Raw genomic sequence first — 22,301 nt, forward strand, 5'->3', positions numbered from 1 at the left:
TCCGGCGGTCTCCGACGGCGTGGTGTCAGACCTGCGCCAGGTCGCGTGGCTCCCGCCGCCCGGCTGCGACGTCGGCGAGGTGGGCCTGCGAGCGCCAGCCGATGTCGGCACGGTGGTGCTCGCCGTCGAACCGGATCGCGTCGACGGTCGCATAGGCGCGCTCTCGGGCCTCGGCGAAGGAACCGCCCACGCCGGTCACGATGAGGACGCGCCCCCCGCTCGTCACGAGCTGCCCGTCACGCACCGATGTCCCTGCGTGGAAGACGATCGAGTGCGCGTCGGGGTGCGTGGGGAGGGTGATCGCGTCACCGGCGCGGGGTGCACCGGGATAGCCGGAGGCAGCCATGACGACGCACAAGGCGGAGCCGTCGCGCCAACGGACGTCGAGCTGGTGCAGCGAACGCCCGTCGACGGCTCGCGTGATGGTGACGAGGTCCGTCTCCAGCAGGGGGAGGGTGACCTCCGCCTCCGGGTCGCCGAACCGGGCGTTGAACTCGATGACGTGAGGGCCGTCGGCCGTCCAGATGAGGTTGGCGGTGATGACGCCCCGGTAGTCGATGCCTCTGGCCCGCAGCGCGGCGAGCAGCGGGACGAAGATCCGTTCGATCGAGAGGTGCTCGGCTCCGTGCAGGGACGGGACCGGCGCGTACGCGCCCATGCCGCCGGTGTTCGGGCCCGAGTCTCCGGCTCCGACGGGCTTGTGGTCCTGGGAGATCGGCATGGGAACGAACGCGTCACCGTCGGTGAAGACCATCAGCGAGAACTCCTCGCCGACGAGGAACTGCTCGACGAGCACGGTCGAGCCGGAGGTGCCGAACACGCCGGTGTCGAGCATGGCCGTCACCGCCTGCTCGGCTTCGGCGCGGGTCCGGCACACGACGGCACCCTTGCCCTGGGCCAGACCGTCGGCCTTCACGACGAGCGGGAGCGCGTGGGTCGCGATGTGAGCCAGGGCGGCTGCGGAGTCCTGGAAGCGCACCGCGGTGGCGGTGGGGATCCCCGCCTCGATCATGAGGTCCTTCGCCCACGACTTGCTGGTCTCGAGGCGGGAGGCGTCCCGTCCGGCGCCGAGCACGGGCACGGCCCGGGTGCGGAGGGCGTCGGCGACGCCCGCGTCGAGGGCGACCTCGGGCCCCACGATCGCGCAGTCGACCTGCTCGTCCGTCGCCAGCCTCGTCAGGCCCTCGACGTCGGTGACGGCGACGTCGACCGTCCGGCACAGGCCGGCGATGCCAGGGTTGCCCGGTGCGGCGATCACCTCGACCGACGGGTCGTTGGTCAGGAGGTGATGGACGATCGCGTGCTCGCGTCCGCCGCTGCCGACTACCAAGACTCGCACCGTGCTGCCCCTCGATCGTTCGTCGCCGCCGACGGGCGGCCGGGTGAATCCCCGTGGAGGGTAGCCCACGGGGAGGGTCGTTCGACGGCTCCGTCCCGTCAGGGGGCACCGCCGGCGATGGCGTCGAAGGCGTTTGCGCCCGGTCGGAGCGGGCAGGCCTCGTCCAGCAGCGTGAACATGACGACGGCGCCCAGCAGGTCGGCCGGGTTGTCTCCGCCGAGCACCGGTTCGACACCGTGCTGCTGCCGGCCGTAGCGCCGCCAGTCCTCGACGTCCCGGCGCCCCGGGCCTGCGGCGCCGGCCTCGGTCACGTAGCGGTGCTGCGCGGGGCACCAGCCGCGCGGGTGCTCGTCCGCGGCGTCGTGCCACTCGATCGCGCCGTCCGCGGCCGACGTCGCGACCGACGCGCGCTCCCTGACCGTCCGGAGGAACTCGGCGAACGACCGGTACCCGAACGGCCGGGCGCCGCGCCGGCTCTGGAAGCGCGCCGTGTGGGTGAGTCGACGGGTGCCTGCGGCGACGTCGGCGGCGCCGTGGCGTGCGGCGCCGGCGGTGGCGACGTCGTCGGGCTGGCCGAGCCAGCGCCTGGTGAGCAGGGTGCCCAAGCCGTAGAGGACGGCGATCTCGGCGTTCTCGACGAAGAATCGTGGAGCGACGAACAAGGCGTGGGACTCGTCCTGCCGGGGTGCATCCAGAGCCGACTGCCAGTCGTCGCGCTGCATGATCCGGGCTGGCAGCGCGACTCCGGTGCGCTCCCGAACTGCGGTCAGAAGGGTGCTCGTGGCGTCCCGGAGGGGTTCCGCCCGGTACCGCGCGACCTCCGCGGCGGGGAGCACCCGGTCAACCGAGAGCCTGAGGTGCGCCCAGGTGAGCCGCTGCAGCTCGTCGGCGTCCTGCGCGAGGTCGACGAGCTCCGGTCGTGAGGCGCGCAGTGCGTCACCGGCCCGTCGGAAGGGGTCGCTCAGGAGCTCGGCCAGTCCGACGACCACGCGCTGGACCTCGACCGGATAGTCGTGCCCGGTGCGCGTCCCGCCGTCGAGGGATCCGTCGAGGTACCGGTCGGCGAGCCGCCACAGGGCGCTGTCCGGGTCCGCGAGGTCCGCAGGTCGCGTCCCGCTGCGCACTGCTCTGCCCGCGCCGACGACTCCGGGGAGTGCGATCGTCCCGGCGACGACGGCGCCGTGCAGCACCCGGGCGCTCGTGTACGCGCGAGCCAGTGCGGACATCGTGTCCGCGTCGTGCGGCGACCGCGGCAGGTCACGCACGACGTGCAGGGCACGCGTCGTCCATCCGAGCTCGTCGCTGCCGAGGGTCCCGCCGCCCGCCAGCAGAGCGGCGAGCGCGTCGGGGTGCCTGCGCAACGCCCCCAGGTCGGAGACGGGGGAGGTCGTCGGCGTCATGGGACCGGGACTGGGGAGGCGAGCTCGAGGAGCAGGTCGAGTGCCCGGCGACCCCGCTCCCCTCGCAGGTCGCCGAAGCGCATCGTCGCGAGCGGTACCTCGTGGACGAGGCGGTCGACGAGGTCGTCGGCGGCCCGCCGAAGGTCCATCTCGGACGCGGTCCGCCACCGGAGCCAGTCGGGGTAGTGGTCGTCAGACGGGGTGAAGCACTGCGACCGCAGCACCGCGGCCGCTTCCTGTCGGGTGGCGGGACGCACCTCGGGTTCGTCGCAGCCGAGGTCGAGCCGTGGGAGCACGACGCACGACAGCGCCGCGTGCGGGGCGACCCGGGCGCCGAGGCTGCCGGCGAGCTCCTCGGCCGTGAGCTCCAGCTTGTCGGGCATGGCAGCGAGCTCCCCGGGGGATCTCGTCCTCAGGAGCTCGTGCCGTGCGTCGGGGCCGAGCCGGGTCTGCGGTTCGTACCCCCAGCCGCCGCCGCGCTCCATCCATGTCCGGAGCTGCGGGAAGTGATACAGGGTTCCCATCCCGATCGCCGCCGTGGTGGGCCACGGGAGCGCCGTCCAGGCACCGTCCTGCGACCTGCCTACGTAGCTGCGGTCGTTCGACAGGTACTCGGCGCCCGCCTCGAGCAGGCTGATGACGGTCGTCGACTTGCCTGCGCCCTTCTCGCCGCAGAACACCAGCCCATGGCCGTCGACGACGACAGCGCCCGTGTGGAACACCAGGTGGCCGTCGCGCTCCACGTTCTTCGTGAACATCTCCCGCAGGCACCGGATGGGCTCGGCCTTCGACTCGGGGTCGGCGGGGGAGCCCAACGTGACGCAGCGGTCACCCGGCCGCGCCAGGATGACGCTCGGCCGGTCGACGTGCGACCACGCGAGCCAGCCGTCTCCTAGGTCCACCTCATGGACGGGATAGCTCTGGTAGACGGTGGCGCGCCGGCCGGGCAGTGCGTCGAGCGCACGGCGCACCGACGCCGTGAAGCTCGGGTCCTCGTGGGAGACGAGCTGCGCGGGTTCGTCCTCGGGCGCCTCGTCGAAGCGGTACTGCGGCGCCGTGTACTGCTCGAGCCACGCGAGGTGCTGCGGCGTGTTCGCCGCGACGACGACCGTGTGGGGGCCGAACCCGGCACGGACGCGGTGGGCGGCGGCGCCGTCGACGACGCGGAGGACCTCGTGCAGCAGGCCGGTGCTCACGGTGACTCCTGTCGGCTCGTGGGGGCGGAGACGGCGAGGTCTGCGGTCGTCGTGCCGATGTCGTCCCGGAACGTGACCCCGCCGAGGGATGCGGCGACGAGCGCGGCGGTCGCGCGTGCTTGCGCTGCGGCGGTCTCGAGGTCCGGCGCGGTCGCGTTGCACGACACGACGCGTCCGCCGCTGGGCGTGAGCCCGTGGCCGGTCCGACGTGTCTCGTAGAAGAGGAGGTCCGCGTCGGACAGCAGGGCGCTGGGGAGCACGACGTCGTGGCGTGGTCCGCCGGGGTAGCCGTCGCGGGCCACGGTGGTCGTGACCGAGGCCAGCGGGCTGGTGCGCAGGTCCGTCGTTCCCGCGAGTGAACCGTGCGCGGTGGCCAGGAGCAGGTCGACCAGCGTGACGTCCAGCAGCGGCAGCACCGTCTGTGTCTCGGGGTCCCCGAAGTGGCTGTTGACCTCCAGGAGCACCGGGCCGTCAGGCCCGACGACGACGTTCGTGGTCGCCGATCCGACGTACGGCCGTCCGAGCTCCGCCATCTCGAGAAGCATGCGTCCGAGGGCGCCGAAGACGATGTCGGCGACCCTGTCGTCGACCGGCGCGGGAGCGACCGCGCCCATGCCACGGGTCAGGGCGCTGCGACTGTCCCGGGCGACGCGGTTGTACTCGTGGATCACGGGCAGGAGCACCAGGCCGCCGCGGCCGTCGGTCAGCACGGAGAACGAGTACTCGGGCCCGGGCACGAACTCCTCGACCAGGACCGCGGCCGTCGCCACCTCGCGGGCGAGGATGTCCCGCAGGGCGGACCGTGCCCCCTGTGCGTCGTCGACGATCCGGACGCCGGTGCCGAGCGGTGGGCCGTCGACCTTCACCACGGCCGGATAGGACCAGGATGCGCAGTCCGCCAGTGCGGCGAGCGCGCTCGGGAACGCGCGCCACGGCGGTGTCGGCACCTCGGCGGCCGTCATGACGTCCTTGCCGAACGTCTTGCTCTGCTCGAGCACGGCGGCCGCGCGGGTCGGTCCGACGCAGGGGACTCCGACGTGGAGAAGGGCATCCGCCAGGCCCTGGAAGAGCAGGGACTCGTCGAGGACGACGGCGAGCTCGATGCGCCGGTCGGCGGCCCAGTCGGTGAGCCGGCGAGGCGGTTCGACGGGTGCCGGCGCGGGGAGCGCGCCCGTCGAGTCCAGTGCGGGGTTGCTCGGCGCCGTCCAGACCTCGGAGCACCCCTCGGCGACGAGCCGCCGCACGAGCGCGTGCTTCCTGGCGCCGGTTCCGACCACGAGCACCCGAGGTCCGCTCATCGGGCCGGCTCCCACACCGACCGGCGCCCGATGTCGGTGCGGTGGTGCTCGCCGTCGAAGCGGATCGTCGCGACGCGGTCGTAGGCCGCGGTGGCGGCCTCCTCGAACGACGTCCCCGTCCCCGTGACGACCACGACGCGGCCTCCTGCCGTCACGAGGTCGTCACCCGCGCGCGCCGTCCGACCGAGGAACGCGAACGAACCGCCGTCGGCCTCGACGCCGTCGTACCCGTGGATCGTGTCGCCGGTGCGCGTCCGGCCGGGGTACCCCTCGGCGGCCATCGCGACCGACAGCGCGGCGCGGTCGCTCCACACGACGGGGAGGGCGCCCAGGCGGCGCTGGTGGATCGCCTCGGCCACGTCGACCAGGTCGGCCTCCAGCAAGGGGAGCACGACCTCCGCCTCGGGGTCTCCGAAGCGGGCGTTGAACTCGAGGACCGACGGACCGTCGGCAGTGATCATCAGGTTGGCGCACACCACGCCGCGGTAGTCGATGTCTCGGGCAGCCAGGGCGGAGATCAGGCGGGTGCCGATGAGCCGGTCGAGCTCGGACTCGAGGTCAGGCCCCACCGCGCGCACGGGCGTGTATGCGCCCATGCCGCCGGTGTGCGGTCCGGTGTCACCGTCGCGCACCGGCTTGTGATCCTGCGTCGTCGGCATGACGGCCAGGTCGGACCCGTCGGTGAAGAACATGTAGCTGCACTCGTAGCCGTCGAGGAACTGCTCCACGACGACCGTCGCACCGCTCTCGCCGAGCTCGCGGTGGTCGAGCATCGCCTCGATCGTCCGGTCCGCCTCGTCGAGCGTGCGGCAGACGACGGCACCCTTCCCCTGGGCGAGGCCGTCGGCCTTGACCACGACCGGTGCGCCGAGGGCACGGCAGTACGACTTGGCGAGCGTGCTGTCGGTGAAGGTCTCGTAGTCCCCGACGGGGATCCCGGCGTCGCGACACACGGACTTGGCCCAGCTCTTGCTCGACTCGAGCCGGGCGCCGGCAGTCCCCGGACCGACGGTCGGGATGCCGGCCTGGCGCAGGTGCTCGGCGACGCCTGAGGCGAGTGCGTCCTCGGGGCCGACGATGACGAGGTCGATGCCTGTCCGCGCCGCCCAGGTGGCGGTCTCGCCGGGCGCGGTGACCCCGATGCAGGTGGCGTGCTGGGTCATGCCCGGGTTGCCCGGGGCCGCGAAGAGCCGGCTGACGCGGGTGCTCCGTGACAGCGCCCAGACGATCGCGTGCTCGCGGGCGCCCGATCCGACGACGAGCACCTTCACGGCAGGGTCGCGCTCTGTCGGGCCGGCCCGTGCGCGGACCGGGGATGGTGCCGTCGCAACGACCGCGTGAGGGCTGCCAGGTCGTCGTCGTCGTGCTGCGCGGTGATGGCGAACCGCAGCACCGGGCGGCCGTCGGGCGCCGCACGTCCCGCGTATCGGGCGCCCAGGACGCCGTCCTCGACGAGGTCCTCCCAGTACCGGTCCGCGGAGCGGTCGTCGGGGGCCTGGACAGCGACGACGCCCGACGAGGACGGCACGACGAGGTCGCCGAGCTCCGCACGCACCCGCGCCGCGCCCGTCGTGACCCGAGCCGGGCGGCCGGGGTCCTGCCTCACGAGCCGCCAGGCGGCGAGTGCCGCGGCGGCGGCGGCGGGTGGTGGGCTCGCCGCGTTGCGGAACACGGGCGACGAGCTGCGCAGCCGCGAGACCAGCTCGGACGGTCCGAGCACGGCGCCTCCCAGCGACCCCAGCGCCTTGGAGAACGTCACCGTCCGTACCGCGACGTCGGCCCGCAGGAGCTCGGCCGTGCCGAGTCCTCCGCTCCCTAGGACGCCGAACGCATGGGCCTCGTCGACCATGAGCGGAACTCCGTGCCGACGGGCGACAGCGCCGATCCCGACGAGGTCCGCGACGTCGCCGAGCACGGGGTAGACACCGCAGACGACGACGGCGGCGACGGGGCCGCGGGTGCGCAGCTGGGTGGCGAGGTCGTCCGGGTCGTCGTGCCGGAACGTCGCGACCTGACCGCCGGACAGCTGGACTCCGTCGAAGACCGAGGCGTGGCAGTGTGCGTCGACGACGACGGTGTCCCCGTAGCTCGCCAGCGCACCGAGCACCCCCAGGTTCGCGGCGTACCCCGTCGTGAACAGGAGGGCCGAGGTCTCGAACGCCTCGGCGAGTTCCTGCTCGAGCGCCTCGTGAACCCCGAGGCTCCCGCAGGTCACCCGTGAGCCCGACACACCCGTGCCGTACGACAGCGTCGCAGCGACCGCCGCGTCGACCACGGACGGCTCGACGCTCATGCCGAGGTAGTTGCTCGACAGGAAGTTGCGCACACGCCTGCCGTCGAAGTCCGCCCAGGTGAGGTTGCCCTGGTCGAGCCGGGTCAGCTCGGGGCGGACTGGCGGGGACGGCGGGGTGACGGTCGTCCGTGCGAGCGCACGGGCCTGCGTCAGCATCGCAGCGCTCGGGGGGACGTCCGATGCATCAGGGGCTCGTGGTCATCGTGGAGGAGTTGCCCTACGTCGGCGGGTCTGGGTCGGCAGGTGACGCTACACAACGCCACCATTCGCCCGCAATGTCTCCGTCGAGCGGATTCCACGGGCTCCTGGCGAGGGCTGATGTGACTCACGGACGACTCGTCGACCTTGCGCTGTCACGCTTCGTTCAGCCGCCTCAACTGCGCGGACGCGCGCGCGGAGGCTAGCAGAAATAAGCGCAGTCATAACGACGACTCTGCAAAGTCTCATCAATTGAGACTGGGCTGTGCGCGGGTGTCGAGGCGCGTGGTAGCGTCCCCGCCGCGCATTGACGGCGAATGCACGCACGGTCCTTTCACCACGGCGTGCCTGCGTCGTACGCGCTGTGACGCGCAATCCAGCACGTGCCACGCCGGAAGGGTGCGACGTGCGTCGGCAGGTCGTCGGCGTGCCCGGTGTCGTGCTCGCGGAACTCTCAGGAACGGCGGTGACGGGTGCGGCAGGAGTCGGTCGGTGGTGGATCTCGCCCTGCGTTCTCGGGCCCGGAGCTCGGCGTGGACGTCCGGGGCCTGACGAGAACGTTCCGCCGACCGGGGCGGCCCGACCGGATCGCGCTCGACGCGGTCGAGCTCGCGGTCACCGTCGGGACGACGCACGGCCTCCTCGGTCCCAACGGTGCCGGCAAGACGACGCTGTGCAAGATCCTGTCGACCGTCCTCCTGCCGACCTCGGGAGAGGTACGAGTGCTCGGCCACGACGCTGCACGGGACCCGCGCGCCGTCCGGTCGCAGATCGGCATCGCGTTCGGCGGCGAGCGTGGGCTGTACGGGCGGTTGACCGTCGAGCAGAACCTCCGGTACTGGGCGGCACTCCTCGGGCTGGGCGGTCGGCAGGCGCGCTCGCGCGTCGCGCTGACGATGGAGCGCTTCGGGCTCCGCGATCGCGCACGCGACCGGGTCGAGACCCTCTCCCGAGGCTGGAAGCAGCGCGTCCACCTGGCGAGGGCCGTGCTCGGGGAGCCGCAGCTCCTGATCCTCGACGAGCCGACCGCCGGACTCGACCCCGTCGCGGCGCGAGCCGTGCGACAGATCGTCTCCGACGAGCTGGCGGGGACCTGCACGGTGCTGCTGACCACCCACGACCTGCGCGAGGCCGAGCTGCTGTGCTCCACGGTGACCGTCATGGGTGGGGGACGTGTGCTCGCCGCGGGAAACCCCGCCGAGCTGGCTCTCACGGATCGACCCACGCACACGGTCGTGCTCGCCACTCCGGCTCCCGCGGTCGTCGAGCGGCTCTGCGCCTCGGTGCGAGCGACGGCCGTCGAGGTCTCGTCCGGGCGGACCGAGCTGCGGTTCACCTCGTCGACCGACCTGCAGCAGGGGATCGCGGTCCTCCTCTCCGACGGCGTCGTCGGCTTCACCGTGGGCGAGGGCTCGCTCGAGGACTACTACGTCGACCTCGTCGGATCCAGGGGTGTCGGCGAGTGACCGCCCTGCGCGTCTATCTCGCGGCCGCACGGCTCGCGGCCGAACAGCTCCGTCGGGAACCCGACGCCTGGATGGTCCTCGCCACCACTCCGCTGCAGAGCCTGGCCATCGTCACGATCCTGCAGCACACGGGCCGCGACGACCTGGTCGGCATCGCGATCGTCGGCCCGGGCCTGATGGCGCTGGTCCAGGTCGCCCTGTTCGACGCGGCGGAACAGCTCACCGTGGACCGGTCACGCGGGGTGCTGGAGCCGCTCGCCGCGACTCCCGCGCCACTCGTCGCGCTGGACCTCGGCCGGTCGACCGTCGTGCTTCTCGTCGCGCTCCTGGGAACCGTCGAGTCGCTGGCCGTCGTGCACCTCGCGACCGGCGGGCAGTCGAGCGTCCACCACCCCGCCGAGGCGTTCCTCGTCCTGGTCGCCACGGTGTGGGCGACCGCGGGCTTCGTGCTCCCGTGCACGGCCCTGCTCCTCATGACGCGGGCGACCCGCGCCCTCCAGAACGCGATCCCGTGGCCGCTTGCGCTCGTCAGCGGCGTGCTCGTCCCGGTGGCCCTCCTGCCCGTGTGGCTCCAGCCCGTCTCACCCTTCCTCTACCTCACGCACTCCGCGGAGCTGCTGCGCGCCACCACCCGACCCGAGCCGGTCAGCGACCTCTGGACCGGCCTCGCGGTGATCCTCGTCTCGGGTGCGGTCGCCCTCGTCGCCGGCGTCGTCTCCCGCGACCGGGTGTTCGCCCGGCTGCGGCGCACCGGGGGGTTGTCGCTGACATGAGGACCGCGACCTTGCTCTCGTCGACGCGCACGCTCCGGTGGAGCGCCCTCGCCGCACTCCAGGACTTCCGGGTGGTCTACACGATCCCCACCTGGACGCTCGGATGGCTGCTCCGGTGCATCTGCCAGGTCGCCGTGTTCGCCCTGCTCGGGCGGTACGTCGGGGCCGCCGACCTGGAGGCGTTCCTGCTCGTCGGGACGGCGGTCCTCGTCGGTCTCGCGTCCGTGTCGATCGTGGTGCAGGCGGCGGCGTGGGAACGGCGGACGGGAACCCTTCCGCTCCTCGTCGCGAGCCCGGGGAGCCCGTTCGTCGTGTTCGTCGGACGCGGCACCGTCTGGCTGCTCGACGGTCTCCTCGTCAGCACGCTCGTGCTCTTGATCGTGCCGTCGCTGGTCGGGCAGGCGATCGACCCGCTGCGGGTGCTGTGCGCGGTGCCTCTGCTCGGGCTGACGTACCTCGGTGCCTTCTTCTTCGCGCAGACCGCTGCCGCGCTGACGCTCGACGCACCGGGAGCACGCAACCTCGTGAGCAACCTGAGTGCCGCCCTCGTCGCACTCCTCTGCGGGATCCAGGTGCCCCTCGAGGCGTGGCCGTCGTGGGTCGGGGCGATCGCCATGGTCCTGCCGGTGACCCACGGTGTCGTCGTGGTCCGCTCCGTCGTCGTCGACGGGTCGCTCGACGTCGGAGCGCTTCTCGCCCAGGTCGCGGTCACCGTCGCGTGGGCCGTCGTGGCAGCCGTCACGTTCGGACAGTTCCTGCGCCGGGCTCGACGGTCCGGCCGCATCGAGTTCGGGGAGTGAGCAGATGACGTCACCGGTGGTCGATCTCGCGGACCTCGCTGGGCTGCTCGGTGTGGACGAGCGGCAGGACGGGCTGGCGAGGCGCGTCCTGCGGGCCTCGCGGGTAGTGTCGCCAGGCTTTGCGGCGTACGTGCTGTCGGTGGTCGCACTGTCCGGGCCCGAGCTGAGCGCAGAGGGCGCCCGGGAGCTGCAGCGGATCGTCGACCGGGCGGACGCGCTGCGGGCGGTCGCCGATCTCGTGGCCGACCTCGAGCCTCAGGTCTGCAAGGGGTCGACCATCGCGGCCTGCTACCCCGACGGGACGCGTCGGCACGTCGGTGACGTCGACCTCTGCCTGCCTTCCGCGGCGGCCGTCTGGACCGCCGCGGTGCGCATCGCCGCGGAACGGCCCGTCGAGCGTGTGTCGGTCCAGACGATCGCCGACCAGGTCGCCATCTCGCTCTCCTGGAGCGCTCCGGACCCCCTGTACGAGGCCGACCTGCATGTCGACGTCTTCACCACGCCCTACTGGGGCGACGGTGCCGGCATGCCGGTCCGCACGTACGACCACACCCTCCCCCCGGCCGTGCAGAGCGTGATGCTGCTCCTCGAGGAGCGCTGCCAGCGTGCGTGGCAGGCGACCGACTTCGTGGACCTCGCCTACCTGGTGCGGTGCACGGACCAGCCCGAGCTGGTTCGGGCGGCGGCACCGCTCGGCCTGTCCCGGTGGCTCGGCGCGCTGCTCGACCAGGCTGTGGCGCACGACATCGACGGCGTCGTCCCGCTGGCGCCCGAGCTTGGTCGCCCGCACGACGGAGCAGTCCGGGCGGTGCGCGGTGCCGTGCACGTCGGGCTGCCGCTCGACGTCGGGCCGAGCTCCGGCGCGGTGGAGATGATCGAGACCGACGACGTGACCCTGGTCCACGCCCCGTTCGGGGCGTTTCTCATGACCTCTGTCGCCGACGTCACCGAGGAGCAGGTCGACCGGGCAGAGGCGCTGCTCGACGACCCGACCTCCCGCGAGGCGCCCGACGTGCGCGTGACGAGGCTCTCGGCGCCCGTCGCACCACGGAGCGGGGCGCTCGCCGCTGGCTGACGGGCCGACCGGGCCCGTCTCGTCGACGACGGAAAGGAGGTGATCGCCGTGCTGATCTGTTTCGTGCCGAAGGTGCAGAAGTCGACCAAGAAGACGAAGAAGTAGGCGTGACCGTGCGCGCCCGGGGCCGGATGCGGTCCCGGGCGCGCCAGGCCGCCGAGGGGAGCCCCGTGTCCGATCACGCACTTGACGAGTACCTGTTCGAGGCAGAACAGCGCGGAGCGCTGCACCAGGTCGACGGCCGCCGGGTCGTCCTGGACGTCACGAGAGACCCTGTCACCGACGAGCAGCTCACCTTCCTGTCCTACGCGGACGACGAGCTGTGGCTCGCTGACAGCGCACTCACCGGGTGGCTGTCGAACGTCCGCGCGGGCTCCGCCGTCGTGGTGCGGTCGACATCGGGGGAGGCGCCGAGCGGGCGCTGGCGGGTGCTCGTCCGGCACGTGTTGCTCGACGCGGTGGGGGATGCGTACGTCGGTCGCAGGTCGGTCGCACGGATCCGTCGGGCGGACGGACGGGCGGACGACGAGTTCGTGGCGTGGTGCCTGGCCGAGGCGATCCGCGTCGGCTACGCCGCGCGGGCGGTCGTCGACGGGGGCATCGCCGCGCTCGTCGACGACGTGATGGAGGACCCGTCGCGCCGGTCCTGGGTCGCCGAGGCGCCGGACGGCGAGCGCATCGGCCAGCTCACGGTCCGCAGCTGCGACGACAACCTCTCGCTCGGGCTGATCGGGGCGCGGACGGAGCTCGTCGACACGTACGCCACCCAGGACGTCGGTGCGGTCATCGACGACCTCCTGACGGAGGCGCTGCCGTCGCTCGAGCTTCCCGTGGCCGCGACCGTGACCAGCCCGGCCCCCGAGCGGGAACGCGCCATCCTGGCGGGGCTCGCGTCGAAGGGATGGCGCACGGCCGCCGTCGACTGGGCGTCGCTCGACGACACCGCCGAGGTGGGGTGAGACCGCGCTCGAGGCATGCGGGGCGGGGGCCACGCCGACCGTCCTGGCCCGTGATCGGCGCTCGGGCAGCATAATGACCACGTAGCCGCGCGTGGTCAGCCGGGCGACGCCCACGACGAGCCCCTTCCGGACCCTGACCGCCACGGCCTCTGACCGGTCGCGTCTGATCGAGGCGTCCGTCTCCGTGGGCGCGGGCGGCCTGCGGGCGACGCCACGAGGGAGGCTGCGCGACGTGCCGTGATCGCGGTGCGGACTCGGCGAAGGAGGAGATGTGGCACGACCAGGCCGCCGCGGGTCCGGTCGCGCGCGCACCGATCCTGGCGCCCAGCGCAACCGCACGCCGCGGCCGACCGAGCAGGGGATCATCCCGGTGCTCGCGGAGGTTGCCGCTGAGGTCGACCGCGCGGTGCAGCGACCCCCGGTGCGCCCCGCGGTGCGCACGAAGTTCCAGGTCGTGGCGCTGCTGGTCCGCGAGGAGCGGGCGCGGGTCAAGGCCGATGTCGCCCTGGGGGAGTCGGGTCGCGCCAAGCAGCTGAAGAGGCTCGACGGGGTTGCGACGCAGCTGGCCAAGACCGCGGCCCGGGACACGTCTCTGCTCCAGCTGCTGGCCGAGGACGCGCGGGTGTCCGACGCGGCGCTCGCCTACAAGGCGAACCTGATGCGCGCGGGCGGGCTGGAGCCGCCGGAGCCGTCCGCGCCGCCCGTCGAGAAGGTCGCGCCGACGCAGGCCGCGCCGCCCCGGGTGGTTCCTCGTTCGGTCATCTCGCGCCAGCTGGCGAACCCGTTCCTGGCCCCGGACTTCGAGGCCGCTGCCGAGCGGACCGCGACGCGTGCCCGCCGGCTGGCCGGCTGGGAGCTGCTCGACCCGCTGTTCAACTCGTTCGAGCGCGCCGCCACGGGCTCGCCCGCCTGCATGACGCTGCCCCCGCCGCGTCCGGTGCCCGTGCCCGCGGGCCGCGAGCTGATGCCGCACCAGGCGCAGGTCGTCGCGGCGACGATCACGGGCCACCGCACGTTCCTGCTGGCCGACGAGCCGGGGCTCGGCAAGACCGCGCAGGCGCTGCTCGCCGCGCAGGCGGCCGATGCGTACCCGCTGCTGGTCGTCGTGCCCAACGTCGTGAAGACCAACTGGGCGCACGAGGTCGGACTGTGGACGCCGTTCCGACGGTCCACCGTGGTGCACGGCGACGGCGACCGGATGGACGGGTTCGCGGACGTCGTGATCGTGAACTACGAGCTGCTCGACCGGCACGTCGGCTGGCTCGGCGACCACGGGTTCCGCGGCATGGTCGTCGACGAGGCGCACTTCATCAAGAACAAGACGTCCCAGCGGTCGCAGCACGTCCTCGCGCTCTCCGAACGGATACGTGCCCGCGTCGCCCGGCCGCTGCTGATGGCCCTCACCGGCACACCGCTCATCAACGACATCGAGGACTTCCGGGCGATCTGGCAGTTCCTCGGCTGGATCGACGACGAGAAGCCGCTCGGTCCGCTGATGGCTGCGCTGGAGGACACCGGCCTCACCCCGGCCGACCAGGGGTTCTACGCCGCCGCGCGCGCCAGCGTGATCGACATGGGCATCGTGCGTCGTCGCAAGGTCGACGTGGTCGCCGACATCCCTGCGCGCCGCGTCGCGGACCTGCCGGTCGAGCTCGACGGCGCGGCCGGCCGCTCGATCCGCGTAGCCGAGGCCGCGCTCGCGGCCCGGCTGGTCGCGCGGTACCGGTCGGCCGTGGACGTGCGTTCCGGTGGTGCCGGCGAGGACGACCTCGACCTGGACCTCGCCCGACGGGTCGCGGCGGCGGAGCTCAAGGACTCCAGCTCGAAGGCCGGCGGCGAGAACGTGTTCACGATGGTCCGCCGCATCGGTCAGGCCAAGGCGGGGCTGGCAGCCGACTACGCCGCGCAGCTGGCCCGCAACGTCGGCAAGGTCGTGTTCTTCGCGAAGCACGTCGACGTGATGGACCAGGCCGAGCAGACGTTCGCCGACCGCGGCATCCGGTACGCGTCGATCCGCGGCGAGCAGACACCCACCGCCCGCAAGAAGAACATCGCCGCGTTCGTCGACGACCCCGAGGTCGCGATCGTCGTCTGCTCCCTGACGGCGGCGGGTGTCGGGCTGAACCTCCAGGTCGCCTCCAACCTGGTGCTCGCCGAGCTGTCCTGGACCTACGCGGAGCAGACCCAGGCGATTGACCGCATCCACCGCATCGGCCAGGACCAGCCCGTCACCGCGTGGCGGGTCATCGCCGCGCAGACCATCGACTCCCGGATCGCCGAGCTCATCGACAGCAAGTCGGGCCTGGCCGCGCGGGCGCTGGACGGCGCGGGCGACGACGAGGAGACGTCGTCGACGGACGTGCAGCTCGACGCCCTGGTGGGGCTGCTCACCGACGCGCTCGCCGCGGAGGGCGTGGACTGAGGGGCGTGAGCACGCTGCGGAGGACGCACCGAGTTCGGCCGTCACGCGCAGCCCCGAACCGCCAGAATGCGGGCATGTCGCAGAGTCCCGAGCATGTCGCCGCGTTCCGGCTCTGGCCGCCCGTCGCCGTCGGAGCGCCCCTGCTGGTCGGCTGGTTCGCCACGATGGCCTGGGGCGATCCGGTCGAGCTCGGCGCCTGGCGGGTCCCGCTCGGCTGGGTGCTGGTGGCCGTGTTCGTCCTGTGGAACGGCTGGTCGTTGTGGCTGTTCCGCACGCACCGGACGGGGTTGCTGCCGGGGCAGGAGACGAGCGCGATGATCGAGAAGGGCCCGTACCGGCTGTCCCGCAACCCGTTGTACGTCGGCCTGCTCGTGCTCTACGTCGGGCTCGCCCTGCTGGCACCGACGTTCTGGGGGCTCGTGCTCTTCCCTGTCGCCGTGCTGCTCGTCCTCTGGGGCGCGATCGTGCCCGAGGAGCGCTACCTGCACGACCGGTTCGGGGCGCCGTACGACGACTACCGGCGGCGCGTGCCGCGCTGGCTCGGTGCGGTGCGCCGCTGAACCGTCACGCGGCGAGGTGGAACGTGCTCGCGAAGCGGTCGAGGAGGTTCCCCGGTCCGTGCAGGACCTCGACGACGCCGGTCGCGATCGCGTGGTCCGGGGCGAGCTCGCCGGAGATGAGTCGGCGGATCTCGGCACCGGTGGCGAAGGCGAGGTCGACAGGGCCGTCGCCGCGGGTCACGTCGAGCGTGGGGCCGTCGACGCGGACGAGCAGGTCGGCGGGACCGAGCCGCGCCGCGTAGGCGGTCGGGGGCAGGTCCGCCGCGACGTGCGGTCGGAACGCGGTCCGCAGGGTCATCGTCATCGAGTCGGGGGTGATGATCTGCTCGTCGCGCGGGTCGCCCAGCGCCTTGAAGCCCCACGCGCCGAGCGCGAGCACGACGGGTTCGAGCTCGTGACCGTAGGGAGTCAGCTCGTAGATGATGATGCGCGAGCGGGGAACCCGACGGATGACGCCGGCCTCCTGCAGCTGCTTGAGCCGCGCCGCCAGGATGTTGCTCGGGATGCGGGGGAGGCCCGCGGCGAGCTCCCCGTAGCGGCGCGGGCCGACGAGCAGGTCACGGACGATCAGCAGGGCCCAGCGCTCGCCGACGAGCTCCAGGGCCTGCGTGACGCCGCAGTACTGCCCGTAGTCGCGTGCGGCCACCGGCCTCAGGCCTGGTTCGCGAGCGCGTCGGCGCTCGGGGCTGCGGCGGCCGGGTCGAACCAGCCGAACTCGAGGATGTTGCCGTCGGGGTCGTTGAGCTGGCGCTGGTACATGAAGCCGTAGTCGGTGGCGGGGTGCGGTTCCGTGCCGCCCGCGGCGAGCCCGTCGGCGACGGTCGCGTCGACCGCGTCCCGGCTGTCGAGGAAGATCGCGGTCGACACCGACGGGTTCACGGCCGGGTCGCCGATCGGGAGGTCGGTGAAGGTCTGGAAGTACTCGCGCGTGAGGGCCATGACGTAGCTGTGGTCCGGCTCGACGACGAAGCAGGCGCCGTTGTGGTCCGACATGGCGGGGTTCGGGGTGAAGCCGACCGACGTGTAGAACGCCTTCGCGCGCTCGAGGTCGGTCACGGGCAGGTTCACGAACATCGCGGTCATCGGTGGCACCTCTCGTGGGCTGTGCTGCTGACGCACTCACACTTGCAAAAAACAAGTACTGCGTCAACGGGATCTCTCATCGAGCTCGTCACGACGGCGCGCCAGGAACGCGGCCTCGGCGGTGTTGCCGGAGAGCGTGATGGCCCGGTCGTAGGCCGCACGCGCCTCGTCCCGGCGGTCCAGCCGCCGCAGCAGCTCGGCACGGGTGGCGTGGAACGCGTGATATCCGTCGAGAGGAAGGTCGTCGACGGCGGCGAGCGCGACCTCCGGACCCTCGACCTCGGCCACGGCGACCGCCCGGTTGAGGGCCACGACCGGTGAGCGGTCGAGGCGGACGAGCTGGTCGTAGAGGGCGAGGACCTGCAACCAGTCGGTGTCGCGGGCGTCACGCGCGTCGGTGTGCACGGCGTTGATCGCGGCGAGGAGCTGATAGCGACCGGGCGCGACTCCGGATGCGAGGCGCTCACGGACGAGCCGGTGTCCCTCGTCGACGAGCCCGCGGTCCCAGGCGTCGCGGTCCTGCGACGCGAGCGGGACCAGCGTGCCGTCCGCGGCGACGCGCGCAGGGCGGCGGGCCTCCGTGAGGAGTATCAGGGCCAGCAGGCCGGCCACCTCGCCGTCCTCGGGGAGCAGCGTGCGGACCAGCCGGGTCAGGCGGATCGCCTCGGCGGTCAGGTGCGGGCGGATCGGGTCGGTGTCGGGGCCGGTGGCCAGGTATCCCTCGTTGAAGACGAGGAACAGGACGGCCAGCACACCGCTCGTCCGCGCGGGCAGGTCGTGGGCGGCCGGCACCCGGTAGGGGATGCGCGCGGCGGTGATCTTGGCCTTCGCGCGGGTGATCCGCTGGCCCATGGTGCTCTCCGGGACCAGGAAGCCGCGGGCGATCTCGGGCATGGTCAGCCCGCCGACCATCCGCAGCGTCAGGGCGACCCGGGCCTCCATCGCCAGGGCGGGGTGGCAGCAGGTGTAGATCAGCCGGAGCCGGTCGTCGTCGATGGCGCCGAGGGGCTCGGGGGGAGTGTCGTCGGACAGCACCTGAGCCTCCCGGTACAGGGAGTCCCGCCTGTTCTCCCGCCGGATCCGGTCGATCGCCTTGCGGTGGGCGGTCGTCGTCAGCCAGCCGCCCGGGTTGGGCGGCACACCGTCGACCGCCCACCGCTCGACGGCGGTCGCGAACGCCTCCGCGGCTGCCTCCTCGGCGAGGTCGAGGTCGCGGTAGCGCCGCGCGAGCGTGGCGACCACGCGGGCCCACTGCTCCTGGTAGGCCCGCGCGACCGCTTCCGTCACACCAGGAACGGCCGCACCTCGACCCGGCGGTTGCACGCCTTCGACCCGTCCGTCATGAGCGCGAGCGCGACGTCGAGGTCGGGCGCGTCGATGATCCAGAAGCCCGCGATGTGCTCCTTCGACTCGACGAACGGACCGTCCGTGACGATCGGCTCCTCACCGCGGGCGTCGATCACCGTCGCCGACTCGGGTGCGGCGAGGCCGGCCGCGAACACCCAGTGGCCGCCGCTGCGGAGCCGGTCGTTGAACGCGTCGATGGCGACCATCTCCTCGGGCGTCCCGGAGCTGGTCCTGTCGTCGATCACAGAGACGAAGTACTGCATGTCACTACCTTCCTACGCGTACTGCGGGCGGCCGGAGGGCCGGTAGGTCTGCGCCAGGATGCCCGTCGGGAACCTGCGGGACTCCACGAGCTCGAGCGCGTGGTCGAGGCCCTGGTCCGGGAACAGTCGCGTGCCCGCGCCGACGATCACCGGGCAGACGACCAGGACGAGCTCGTCGACGAGCTCGCGCTCCAGCAGCCACCGGACCAGCTGCCCGCTGCCGTGCACCTGCAGCTCGCCGCCCGGCCTGGCCTTCAGCTCGCGGACCGCTGCCTCCAGGTCTCCCGCCAGCACCGTGGTCCCCGCCCACTGCGGGTCGGTGATCGTGGTCGAGGCGACGAACTTCGGGCGGGAGTTCAGCGCCCGGACGAACGGGTTGTCGTCGTCGTCCCGCACGCCCCAGTACCCGGCGAAGAGGTCGTAGGTCCGTCGGCCGAACAGGAACGCGTCGGCGCGCAGGTAGCACTCGCCGATGTAGGCGGTCGACTCCTCGTCGCCGAGCGGCAGAGCCCACCCGCCCCGGTCGAACCCGGGGTCGAGCGTCGGGTTGTTCCCCCCGTTCGCCTGCATGACGCCGTCGACGGTGATCTGGGTGTTGGTGATGAGCTTCATGGTCGTCGCCCTCTCCGAGGTCGGGGCGACCTCTCTCACCCGTGCTACGAACGGGGTGTCCTCGATCCGACAGTCACGAACTCCCGCACCCGCTCCGCCATCGCCTCCGGGACCTCGGCGACCGTGAAGTGGCCGCCCTCGTCCAACCGCTCGAAGACACGGAGGTCGCGGTAGAACCGCCGCGCCACCGACTCGGGGTTGTCGTGCTCGTGCCGCTGGACGAACACGGCGGCGGGCACCTCGACCGGGGGGATCACCGCGTCCGCGCCGTCGACGTACGTGCGGAACGACGTCCCGATGCTCTGCGTCGCCCAGTACAGGGTCGCCTCGGTGAGGATGCGGTCGCGCGAGAGGCGTCGCTCGACCGCCGCCGGGTCGCCGGTCGGGGTGTCGCTCCACTCGACGAGCTTCTCGGTCAGCCACGCGAGCAGGCCGGCGGGCGAGTCGTTCAGCGCGGCCGCGAGCGTGTCCGGTCGGGTGCCCTGCACGTGCGCGTAGGCCCCCTGGTCGTACCAGCCGGCCGACATCCGGTCGTAGAACGCGCGCTCGGTCGGGTCGGTCGTCGCGTCCCGCTCGTCCTGGGACAGGAAGTGCGCGTGCGTGACGACGATCCCCGCGACCGCCTCCGGGTACGTCGCGGCGACGAGGTCGCTCACGTTCGCGGTCACGTCCTCGCCGTAGGTGAAGAAGCGCGTGTACCCGAGCACGTCCGTCATGAGCGCGTGCGCCAGCTCGGCGAGGCGTTGCTCCGTCGTGGGGCCGCCGAGCGGCGGCGAGAACGCGAACCCGGGCAGGCTCATCACGACGACGTGGACGTCCGGCAGCAGGTCGGCGAAGTCCAGCTGGAGGGCGAACGTGTGCGGCCAGCCGTGCATGACGAGCAGCGCCGGCGCGCCCGGGTCGGCCGAACGCCGATGGACGAGGTGCAGCGTCTCGCCGTCGACGTCGGCGAGGAGCTGCGGGTGCTCGTTCAGCCACGCCTCACGGGCACGCCAGTCGAACGTCTGCCACGACGCGACGAGGTCCCGCAGGTACGCCGACGTCATGCCCGACGCCGGCCGACGAGGCGAGTCGTCGAGGAACCGCGTCCGTGCGAGTCGGTCGTGCAGGTCGTCGAGGACCGCCTGCGGGACGTCGACGAGGAACGGTCGGACGGTCATGGGGCCACCGTAGGGAGCACGTCCGACATCCCGTGTCGGAGGTCGTCGGCACAATCGTCACCACGAGCCCGCGTCGACGAGGAGACCTCCATGGCAGCCTTTACTCGCTCCGACGACCTGCAGGGCGCGACGTTCGTCGGCGCGAACCTGCGGGGTGCGCGGTTCGTCGAGTCCGTCCTGTCGGCGGTCGTGATGCGCGGGGTCGACGTGGACGGTGCGGACATCGACGCCCCGTGGCTGCGCGACGGCGCCTTCCTGGTCAACGGCGTGGACGTCGTCGGGTTCGTGGAGGCCGAGCTCGACCGCCGGTTCCCCGGCCGCGCCCAGCGCTACGCGCCCGACCCGGACGGTCTGCGCGCGGCGTGGGCCGTCCTCCAGCGCACCTGGGACGCGACGCTCGACCGTGCGGCCGCGATGCCCGCCGGGACGGTCGACGTCTCGGTCGACGGGGAGTGGTCGTTCGCGCAGACCCTGCGGCACCTGGTCCTCGCCACGGACACCTGGCTGGGCAAGGCGATCCTGCAGCTCGACCAGCCGTTCCACCCGCTCGGTCAGGTGGACTCCGGGGCGGCGGCGGTGGGCGGGAGGGACCTGTCGGTCTTCACGACGAGGACGCCCTCGTACCCCGAGGTCCTGGAGGCCCGGGCCGGTCGCGTGGCGATGGTCCGCGACCTCCTCGCGGACATCACGGCCGAGGAGCTCGACGCGCCCCGCGCGAACCCGCACGCCCCGCAGCACCCCGAGACGGTCCGCTCGTGCCTGCACGTGATCCTCGAGGAGGAGTGGGAGCACCACCGCTTCGCCGTACGCGACCTCGACACGCTCGACGCCGCGGACGGCGCCTGAGCTATCACCCGCTCCGCCCCGTATCTGCCTCTCCGACCCATGCCCTTCCCTGGAAACGCGCGTCGCCATGGCGCACTCCGACGAAGGGCACTCTCATGGCACTCGGACAACAGCTCTCGCCCACGCAGACCCTCGTCACGTTCTGCCTGTGGGCTCGTCGCCACGGCTACTCGGTCGGGGAGATGCACGGGTTCTCGGCGGTCCACCCGGTCCACACGAACGGGTCGTGGCACTTCGACCAGGAGGGCGGCTTCGGCAAGGCCGCCGACATCAACAAGAACGGCCCCAACGAGCGTGGAGAGCTCATCGAGGCGCTGAACCGCGCGCAGGAGCTGGGGCTCGGCGTGATCTTCGCTCGCGACGGTGCCGCAGGGGTCAGCGCGACCCACCGGAACCACCTGCACGTCGACGTCGGCCCGTTCGCGCACCTCGGTGCCGGGCAGTTCCGGCCGCGTGGGGGCGGCGACAAGGTGACCGAGGCGCTCCAGCGGGCGGTGCGCGTACAGGCGGACCAGGTGTGGGGTGCGGACACCGACCAGCGCCTCGAGGCCGTGAAGGCAGCGAGCACCATGTTGGGCGTCGGGTTCCCGCACGGCGTCGCGTTCACCCAGCGGGCCGTGGGTGTCCCTGACGACGGCGTGTGGGGCCGGGAGTCCCGGCGCGCGCACGACACCGCCACGGCCGCGATCCAGCGGGCGCTCGGCAGGCCGGCCACCGGGATCTGGGACGCGGCGCTGGTCTCGGCGTACACCCACGCCCGGGACCTGCGCAGCCGTGCCTGATCAGGTCGGGAGCAGGCCGCCGTCGAACGTCGTGGCATCACCCTCGAACGGTCGCAACGTGTCCGGGGCGGGGAACGGCAGCTCGTAGCTGGCGGTCACGACGTCGACGGCGCCGAAGTCGTCGACCTTCACGACGACGCGCTCGGGCGTCACCTCGACGATGCGCACGCGCTCGCGGGTGCCGTCCGGCAGGTCGAGCTGGTACAGGTCGGCGAGCCAGTGCAGGCCACGCTCCTCCAGCGCTTCCTCCGCGGCGAGCCAGTCGACCGTGCCGGTCAGGGCGCGACCGAGCGCGTCGTGGGCGACGAACCCGTCGCCCTCGGGGCGGATCCACCCGAGGCGCTCGCGGTCGCCGGGGCGACGGTGCTCGATCCAGGTCTCCGGGGGCATCGGCCGATCGTAGCGACCGGCCTCTGCCTCAACCCATCG

The 22,301-nt window shown here is 72.6% G+C and carries 22 protein-coding genes; 9 read left to right on the forward strand and 13 right to left on the reverse strand.

Annotated elements, in window-relative coordinates:
• Window positions 1-25: 25 nt before the first annotated feature.
• The 6 genes from purD (CTE05_RS09485) to CTE05_RS09510 all read right to left on the reverse strand — a co-directional run bounded on the left by purD (CTE05_RS09485) (window position 26) and on the right by CTE05_RS09510 (window position 7,682).
• Entirely contained in the window at window positions 26-1,330 is a 1,305-nt protein-coding gene (gene purD / locus CTE05_RS09485) for a phosphoribosylamine--glycine ligase (RefSeq protein WP_222595453.1), read from the reverse strand.
• A 107-nt stretch (window positions 1,331-1,437) separates the two neighbouring features.
• Window positions 1,438-2,739 (reverse strand): hypothetical protein, encoded by a 1,302-nt coding sequence (locus tag CTE05_RS09490; protein WP_146845883.1) that lies wholly within the window; start codon window positions 2,737-2,739, stop codon window positions 1,438-1,440.
• Window positions 2,736-3,935: a phosphoenolpyruvate carboxykinase (ATP) gene (locus tag CTE05_RS09495; RefSeq protein WP_146845884.1), complete on the reverse strand. Its 1,200-nt coding sequence runs from the start codon at window positions 3,933-3,935 to the stop codon at window positions 2,736-2,738. The genes CTE05_RS09490 and CTE05_RS09495 overlap by 4 nt, the downstream gene beginning before the upstream one ends.
• Complete coding sequence (locus CTE05_RS09500) at window positions 3,932-5,233, reverse strand: phosphoribosylamine--glycine ligase (RefSeq protein ID WP_146845885.1); 1,302 nt, start codon at window positions 5,231-5,233, stop codon at window positions 3,932-3,934. The genes CTE05_RS09495 and CTE05_RS09500 overlap by 4 nt, the downstream gene beginning before the upstream one ends.
• Window positions 5,230-6,504: a phosphoribosylamine--glycine ligase gene (gene purD / locus CTE05_RS09505; protein WP_186814816.1), complete on the reverse strand. Its 1,275-nt coding sequence runs from the start codon at window positions 6,502-6,504 to the stop codon at window positions 5,230-5,232. The genes CTE05_RS09500 and purD (CTE05_RS09505) overlap by 4 nt, the downstream gene beginning before the upstream one ends.
• Window positions 6,501-7,682: an aminotransferase class I/II-fold pyridoxal phosphate-dependent enzyme gene (locus tag CTE05_RS09510; RefSeq protein WP_146845887.1), complete on the reverse strand. Its 1,182-nt coding sequence runs from the start codon at window positions 7,680-7,682 to the stop codon at window positions 6,501-6,503. The genes purD (CTE05_RS09505) and CTE05_RS09510 overlap by 4 nt, the downstream gene beginning before the upstream one ends.
• A 575-nt stretch (window positions 7,683-8,257) precedes the next feature.
• Between CTE05_RS09510 and CTE05_RS09515 the strand changes: the two genes are divergently transcribed.
• From CTE05_RS09515 to CTE05_RS09545, 7 genes are all read left to right on the forward strand, one after another.
• A complete protein-coding gene (locus CTE05_RS09515; RefSeq protein ID WP_186814817.1) occupies window positions 8,258-9,190 on the forward strand; it encodes an ABC transporter ATP-binding protein in 933 nt (310 codons plus the stop codon).
• Window positions 9,187-9,963, forward strand: a complete 777-nt coding sequence (locus tag CTE05_RS09520; protein ID WP_146845889.1) for an ABC transporter permease — start codon at window positions 9,187-9,189, stop codon at window positions 9,961-9,963. Before CTE05_RS09515 ends, CTE05_RS09520 begins: the two co-directional genes overlap by 4 nt.
• Window positions 9,960-10,763 carry an ABC transporter permease gene (locus tag CTE05_RS09525; protein WP_146845890.1) on the forward strand — a complete coding sequence of 268 codons (804 nt, stop codon included), beginning with the start codon at window positions 9,960-9,962 and terminating at the stop codon, window positions 10,761-10,763. The genes CTE05_RS09520 and CTE05_RS09525 overlap by 4 nt, the downstream gene beginning before the upstream one ends.
• Window positions 10,764-10,767: 4 nt before the next feature.
• Complete coding sequence (locus tag CTE05_RS09530) at window positions 10,768-11,838, forward strand: nucleotidyltransferase family protein (protein ID WP_146845891.1); 1,071 nt, start codon at window positions 10,768-10,770, stop codon at window positions 11,836-11,838.
• A 107-nt stretch (window positions 11,839-11,945) separates the two neighbouring features.
• Window positions 11,946-12,797: a hypothetical protein gene (locus tag CTE05_RS09535; RefSeq protein ID WP_146845892.1), complete on the forward strand. Its 852-nt coding sequence runs from the start codon at window positions 11,946-11,948 to the stop codon at window positions 12,795-12,797.
• Between the two features lie 271 nt (window positions 12,798-13,068).
• Complete coding sequence (locus CTE05_RS09540; RefSeq protein WP_146845893.1) at window positions 13,069-15,219, forward strand: DEAD/DEAH box helicase; 2,151 nt, start codon at window positions 13,069-13,071, stop codon at window positions 15,217-15,219.
• 74 nt (window positions 15,220-15,293) lie between these two features.
• Entirely contained in the window at window positions 15,294-15,779 is a 486-nt protein-coding gene (locus tag CTE05_RS09545; protein WP_146845894.1) for a methyltransferase family protein, read from the forward strand.
• Window positions 15,780-15,783: 4 nt separating this feature from the next.
• Here the strand turns inward: CTE05_RS09545 and CTE05_RS09550 are convergent, their stop codons facing one another.
• From CTE05_RS09550 to CTE05_RS09575, 6 genes are all read right to left on the reverse strand, one after another.
• Entirely contained in the window at window positions 15,784-16,425 is a 642-nt protein-coding gene (locus CTE05_RS09550) for a winged helix-turn-helix transcriptional regulator (protein WP_146845895.1), read from the reverse strand.
• Between the two features lie 5 nt (window positions 16,426-16,430).
• Window positions 16,431-16,862 (reverse strand): VOC family protein, encoded by a 432-nt coding sequence (locus CTE05_RS09555; RefSeq protein WP_146845896.1) that lies wholly within the window; start codon window positions 16,860-16,862, stop codon window positions 16,431-16,433.
• A gap of 63 nt (window positions 16,863-16,925) precedes the next feature.
• On the reverse strand, window positions 16,926-18,149 hold the full coding sequence (locus CTE05_RS09560) for an RNA polymerase sigma factor (RefSeq protein ID WP_246123465.1): 1,224 nt from the start codon (window positions 18,147-18,149) through the stop codon (window positions 16,926-16,928).
• Window positions 18,146-18,472 carry a YciI family protein gene (locus CTE05_RS09565; protein ID WP_146845898.1) on the reverse strand — a complete coding sequence of 109 codons (327 nt, stop codon included), beginning with the start codon at window positions 18,470-18,472 and terminating at the stop codon, window positions 18,146-18,148. The genes CTE05_RS09560 and CTE05_RS09565 overlap by 4 nt, the downstream gene beginning before the upstream one ends.
• 12 nt (window positions 18,473-18,484) lie before the next feature.
• On the reverse strand, window positions 18,485-19,084 hold the full coding sequence (locus CTE05_RS09570; protein WP_146845899.1) for a dihydrofolate reductase family protein: 600 nt from the start codon (window positions 19,082-19,084) through the stop codon (window positions 18,485-18,487).
• A 44-nt stretch (window positions 19,085-19,128) separates the two neighbouring features.
• Complete coding sequence (locus tag CTE05_RS09575; RefSeq protein WP_146845900.1) at window positions 19,129-20,244, reverse strand: epoxide hydrolase family protein; 1,116 nt, start codon at window positions 20,242-20,244, stop codon at window positions 19,129-19,131.
• A 90-nt stretch (window positions 20,245-20,334) separates the two neighbouring features.
• Here CTE05_RS09575 and CTE05_RS09580 point away from each other — a divergent pair, with 90 nt between their 5' ends.
• Together CTE05_RS09580 and CTE05_RS09585 are read left to right on the forward strand one after the other, a co-directional pair.
• On the forward strand, window positions 20,335-21,090 hold the full coding sequence (locus CTE05_RS09580) for a DinB family protein (protein ID WP_146845901.1): 756 nt from the start codon (window positions 20,335-20,337) through the stop codon (window positions 21,088-21,090).
• A gap of 95 nt (window positions 21,091-21,185) precedes the next feature.
• Window positions 21,186-21,872, forward strand: a complete 687-nt coding sequence (locus CTE05_RS09585) for a hypothetical protein (protein ID WP_146845902.1) — start codon at window positions 21,186-21,188, stop codon at window positions 21,870-21,872.
• On the opposite strand, the gene CTE05_RS09590 is transcribed toward CTE05_RS09585, so the two are convergent.
• Window positions 21,873-22,262 (reverse strand): hypothetical protein, encoded by a 390-nt coding sequence (locus CTE05_RS09590; RefSeq protein ID WP_146845903.1) that lies wholly within the window; start codon window positions 22,260-22,262, stop codon window positions 21,873-21,875.
• Window positions 22,263-22,301: the final 39 nt, after the last annotated feature.

This window comes from Cellulomonas terrae, assembly GCF_007990265.1.
In the GTDB taxonomy this organism is placed as follows: Bacteria; Actinomycetota; Actinomycetes; order Actinomycetales; family Cellulomonadaceae; genus Cellulomonas; species Cellulomonas terrae.

Bases quoted from the DNA above. Each gene is read 5' to 3' on its own strand.
- CTE05_RS09590 (WP_146845903.1), bottom strand. From the start codon at position 22,262: ATGCCCCCGGAGACCTGGATCGAGCACCGTCGCCCCGGCGACCGCGAG.
- CTE05_RS09575 (WP_146845900.1), bottom strand. From the start codon at position 20,244: ATGACCGTCCGACCGTTCCTCGTCGACGTCCCGCAGGCGGTCCTCGAC.
- CTE05_RS09580 (WP_146845901.1), top strand. From the start codon at position 20,335: ATGGCAGCCTTTACTCGCTCCGACGACCTGCAGGGCGCGACGTTCGTC.
- CTE05_RS09545 (WP_146845894.1), top strand. From the start codon at position 15,294: ATGTCGCAGAGTCCCGAGCATGTCGCCGCGTTCCGGCTCTGGCCGCCC.
- CTE05_RS09500 (WP_146845885.1), bottom strand. From the start codon at position 5,233: ATGAGCGGACCTCGGGTGCTCGTGGTCGGAACCGGCGCCAGGAAGCAC.
- CTE05_RS09525 (WP_146845890.1), top strand. From the start codon at position 9,960: ATGAGGACCGCGACCTTGCTCTCGTCGACGCGCACGCTCCGGTGGAGC.
- CTE05_RS09530 (WP_146845891.1), top strand. From the start codon at position 10,768: ATGACGTCACCGGTGGTCGATCTCGCGGACCTCGCTGGGCTGCTCGGT.
- CTE05_RS09585 (WP_146845902.1), top strand. From the start codon at position 21,186: ATGGCACTCGGACAACAGCTCTCGCCCACGCAGACCCTCGTCACGTTC.
- CTE05_RS09565 (WP_146845898.1), bottom strand. From the start codon at position 18,472: ATGCAGTACTTCGTCTCTGTGATCGACGACAGGACCAGCTCCGGGACG.
- CTE05_RS09555 (WP_146845896.1), bottom strand. From the start codon at position 16,862: ATGACCGCGATGTTCGTGAACCTGCCCGTGACCGACCTCGAGCGCGCG.
- CTE05_RS09570 (WP_146845899.1), bottom strand. From the start codon at position 19,084: ATGAAGCTCATCACCAACACCCAGATCACCGTCGACGGCGTCATGCAG.
- CTE05_RS09510 (WP_146845887.1), bottom strand. From the start codon at position 7,682: ATGCTGACGCAGGCCCGTGCGCTCGCACGGACGACCGTCACCCCGCCG.
- CTE05_RS09490 (WP_146845883.1), bottom strand. From the start codon at position 2,739: ATGACGCCGACGACCTCCCCCGTCTCCGACCTGGGGGCGTTGCGCAGG.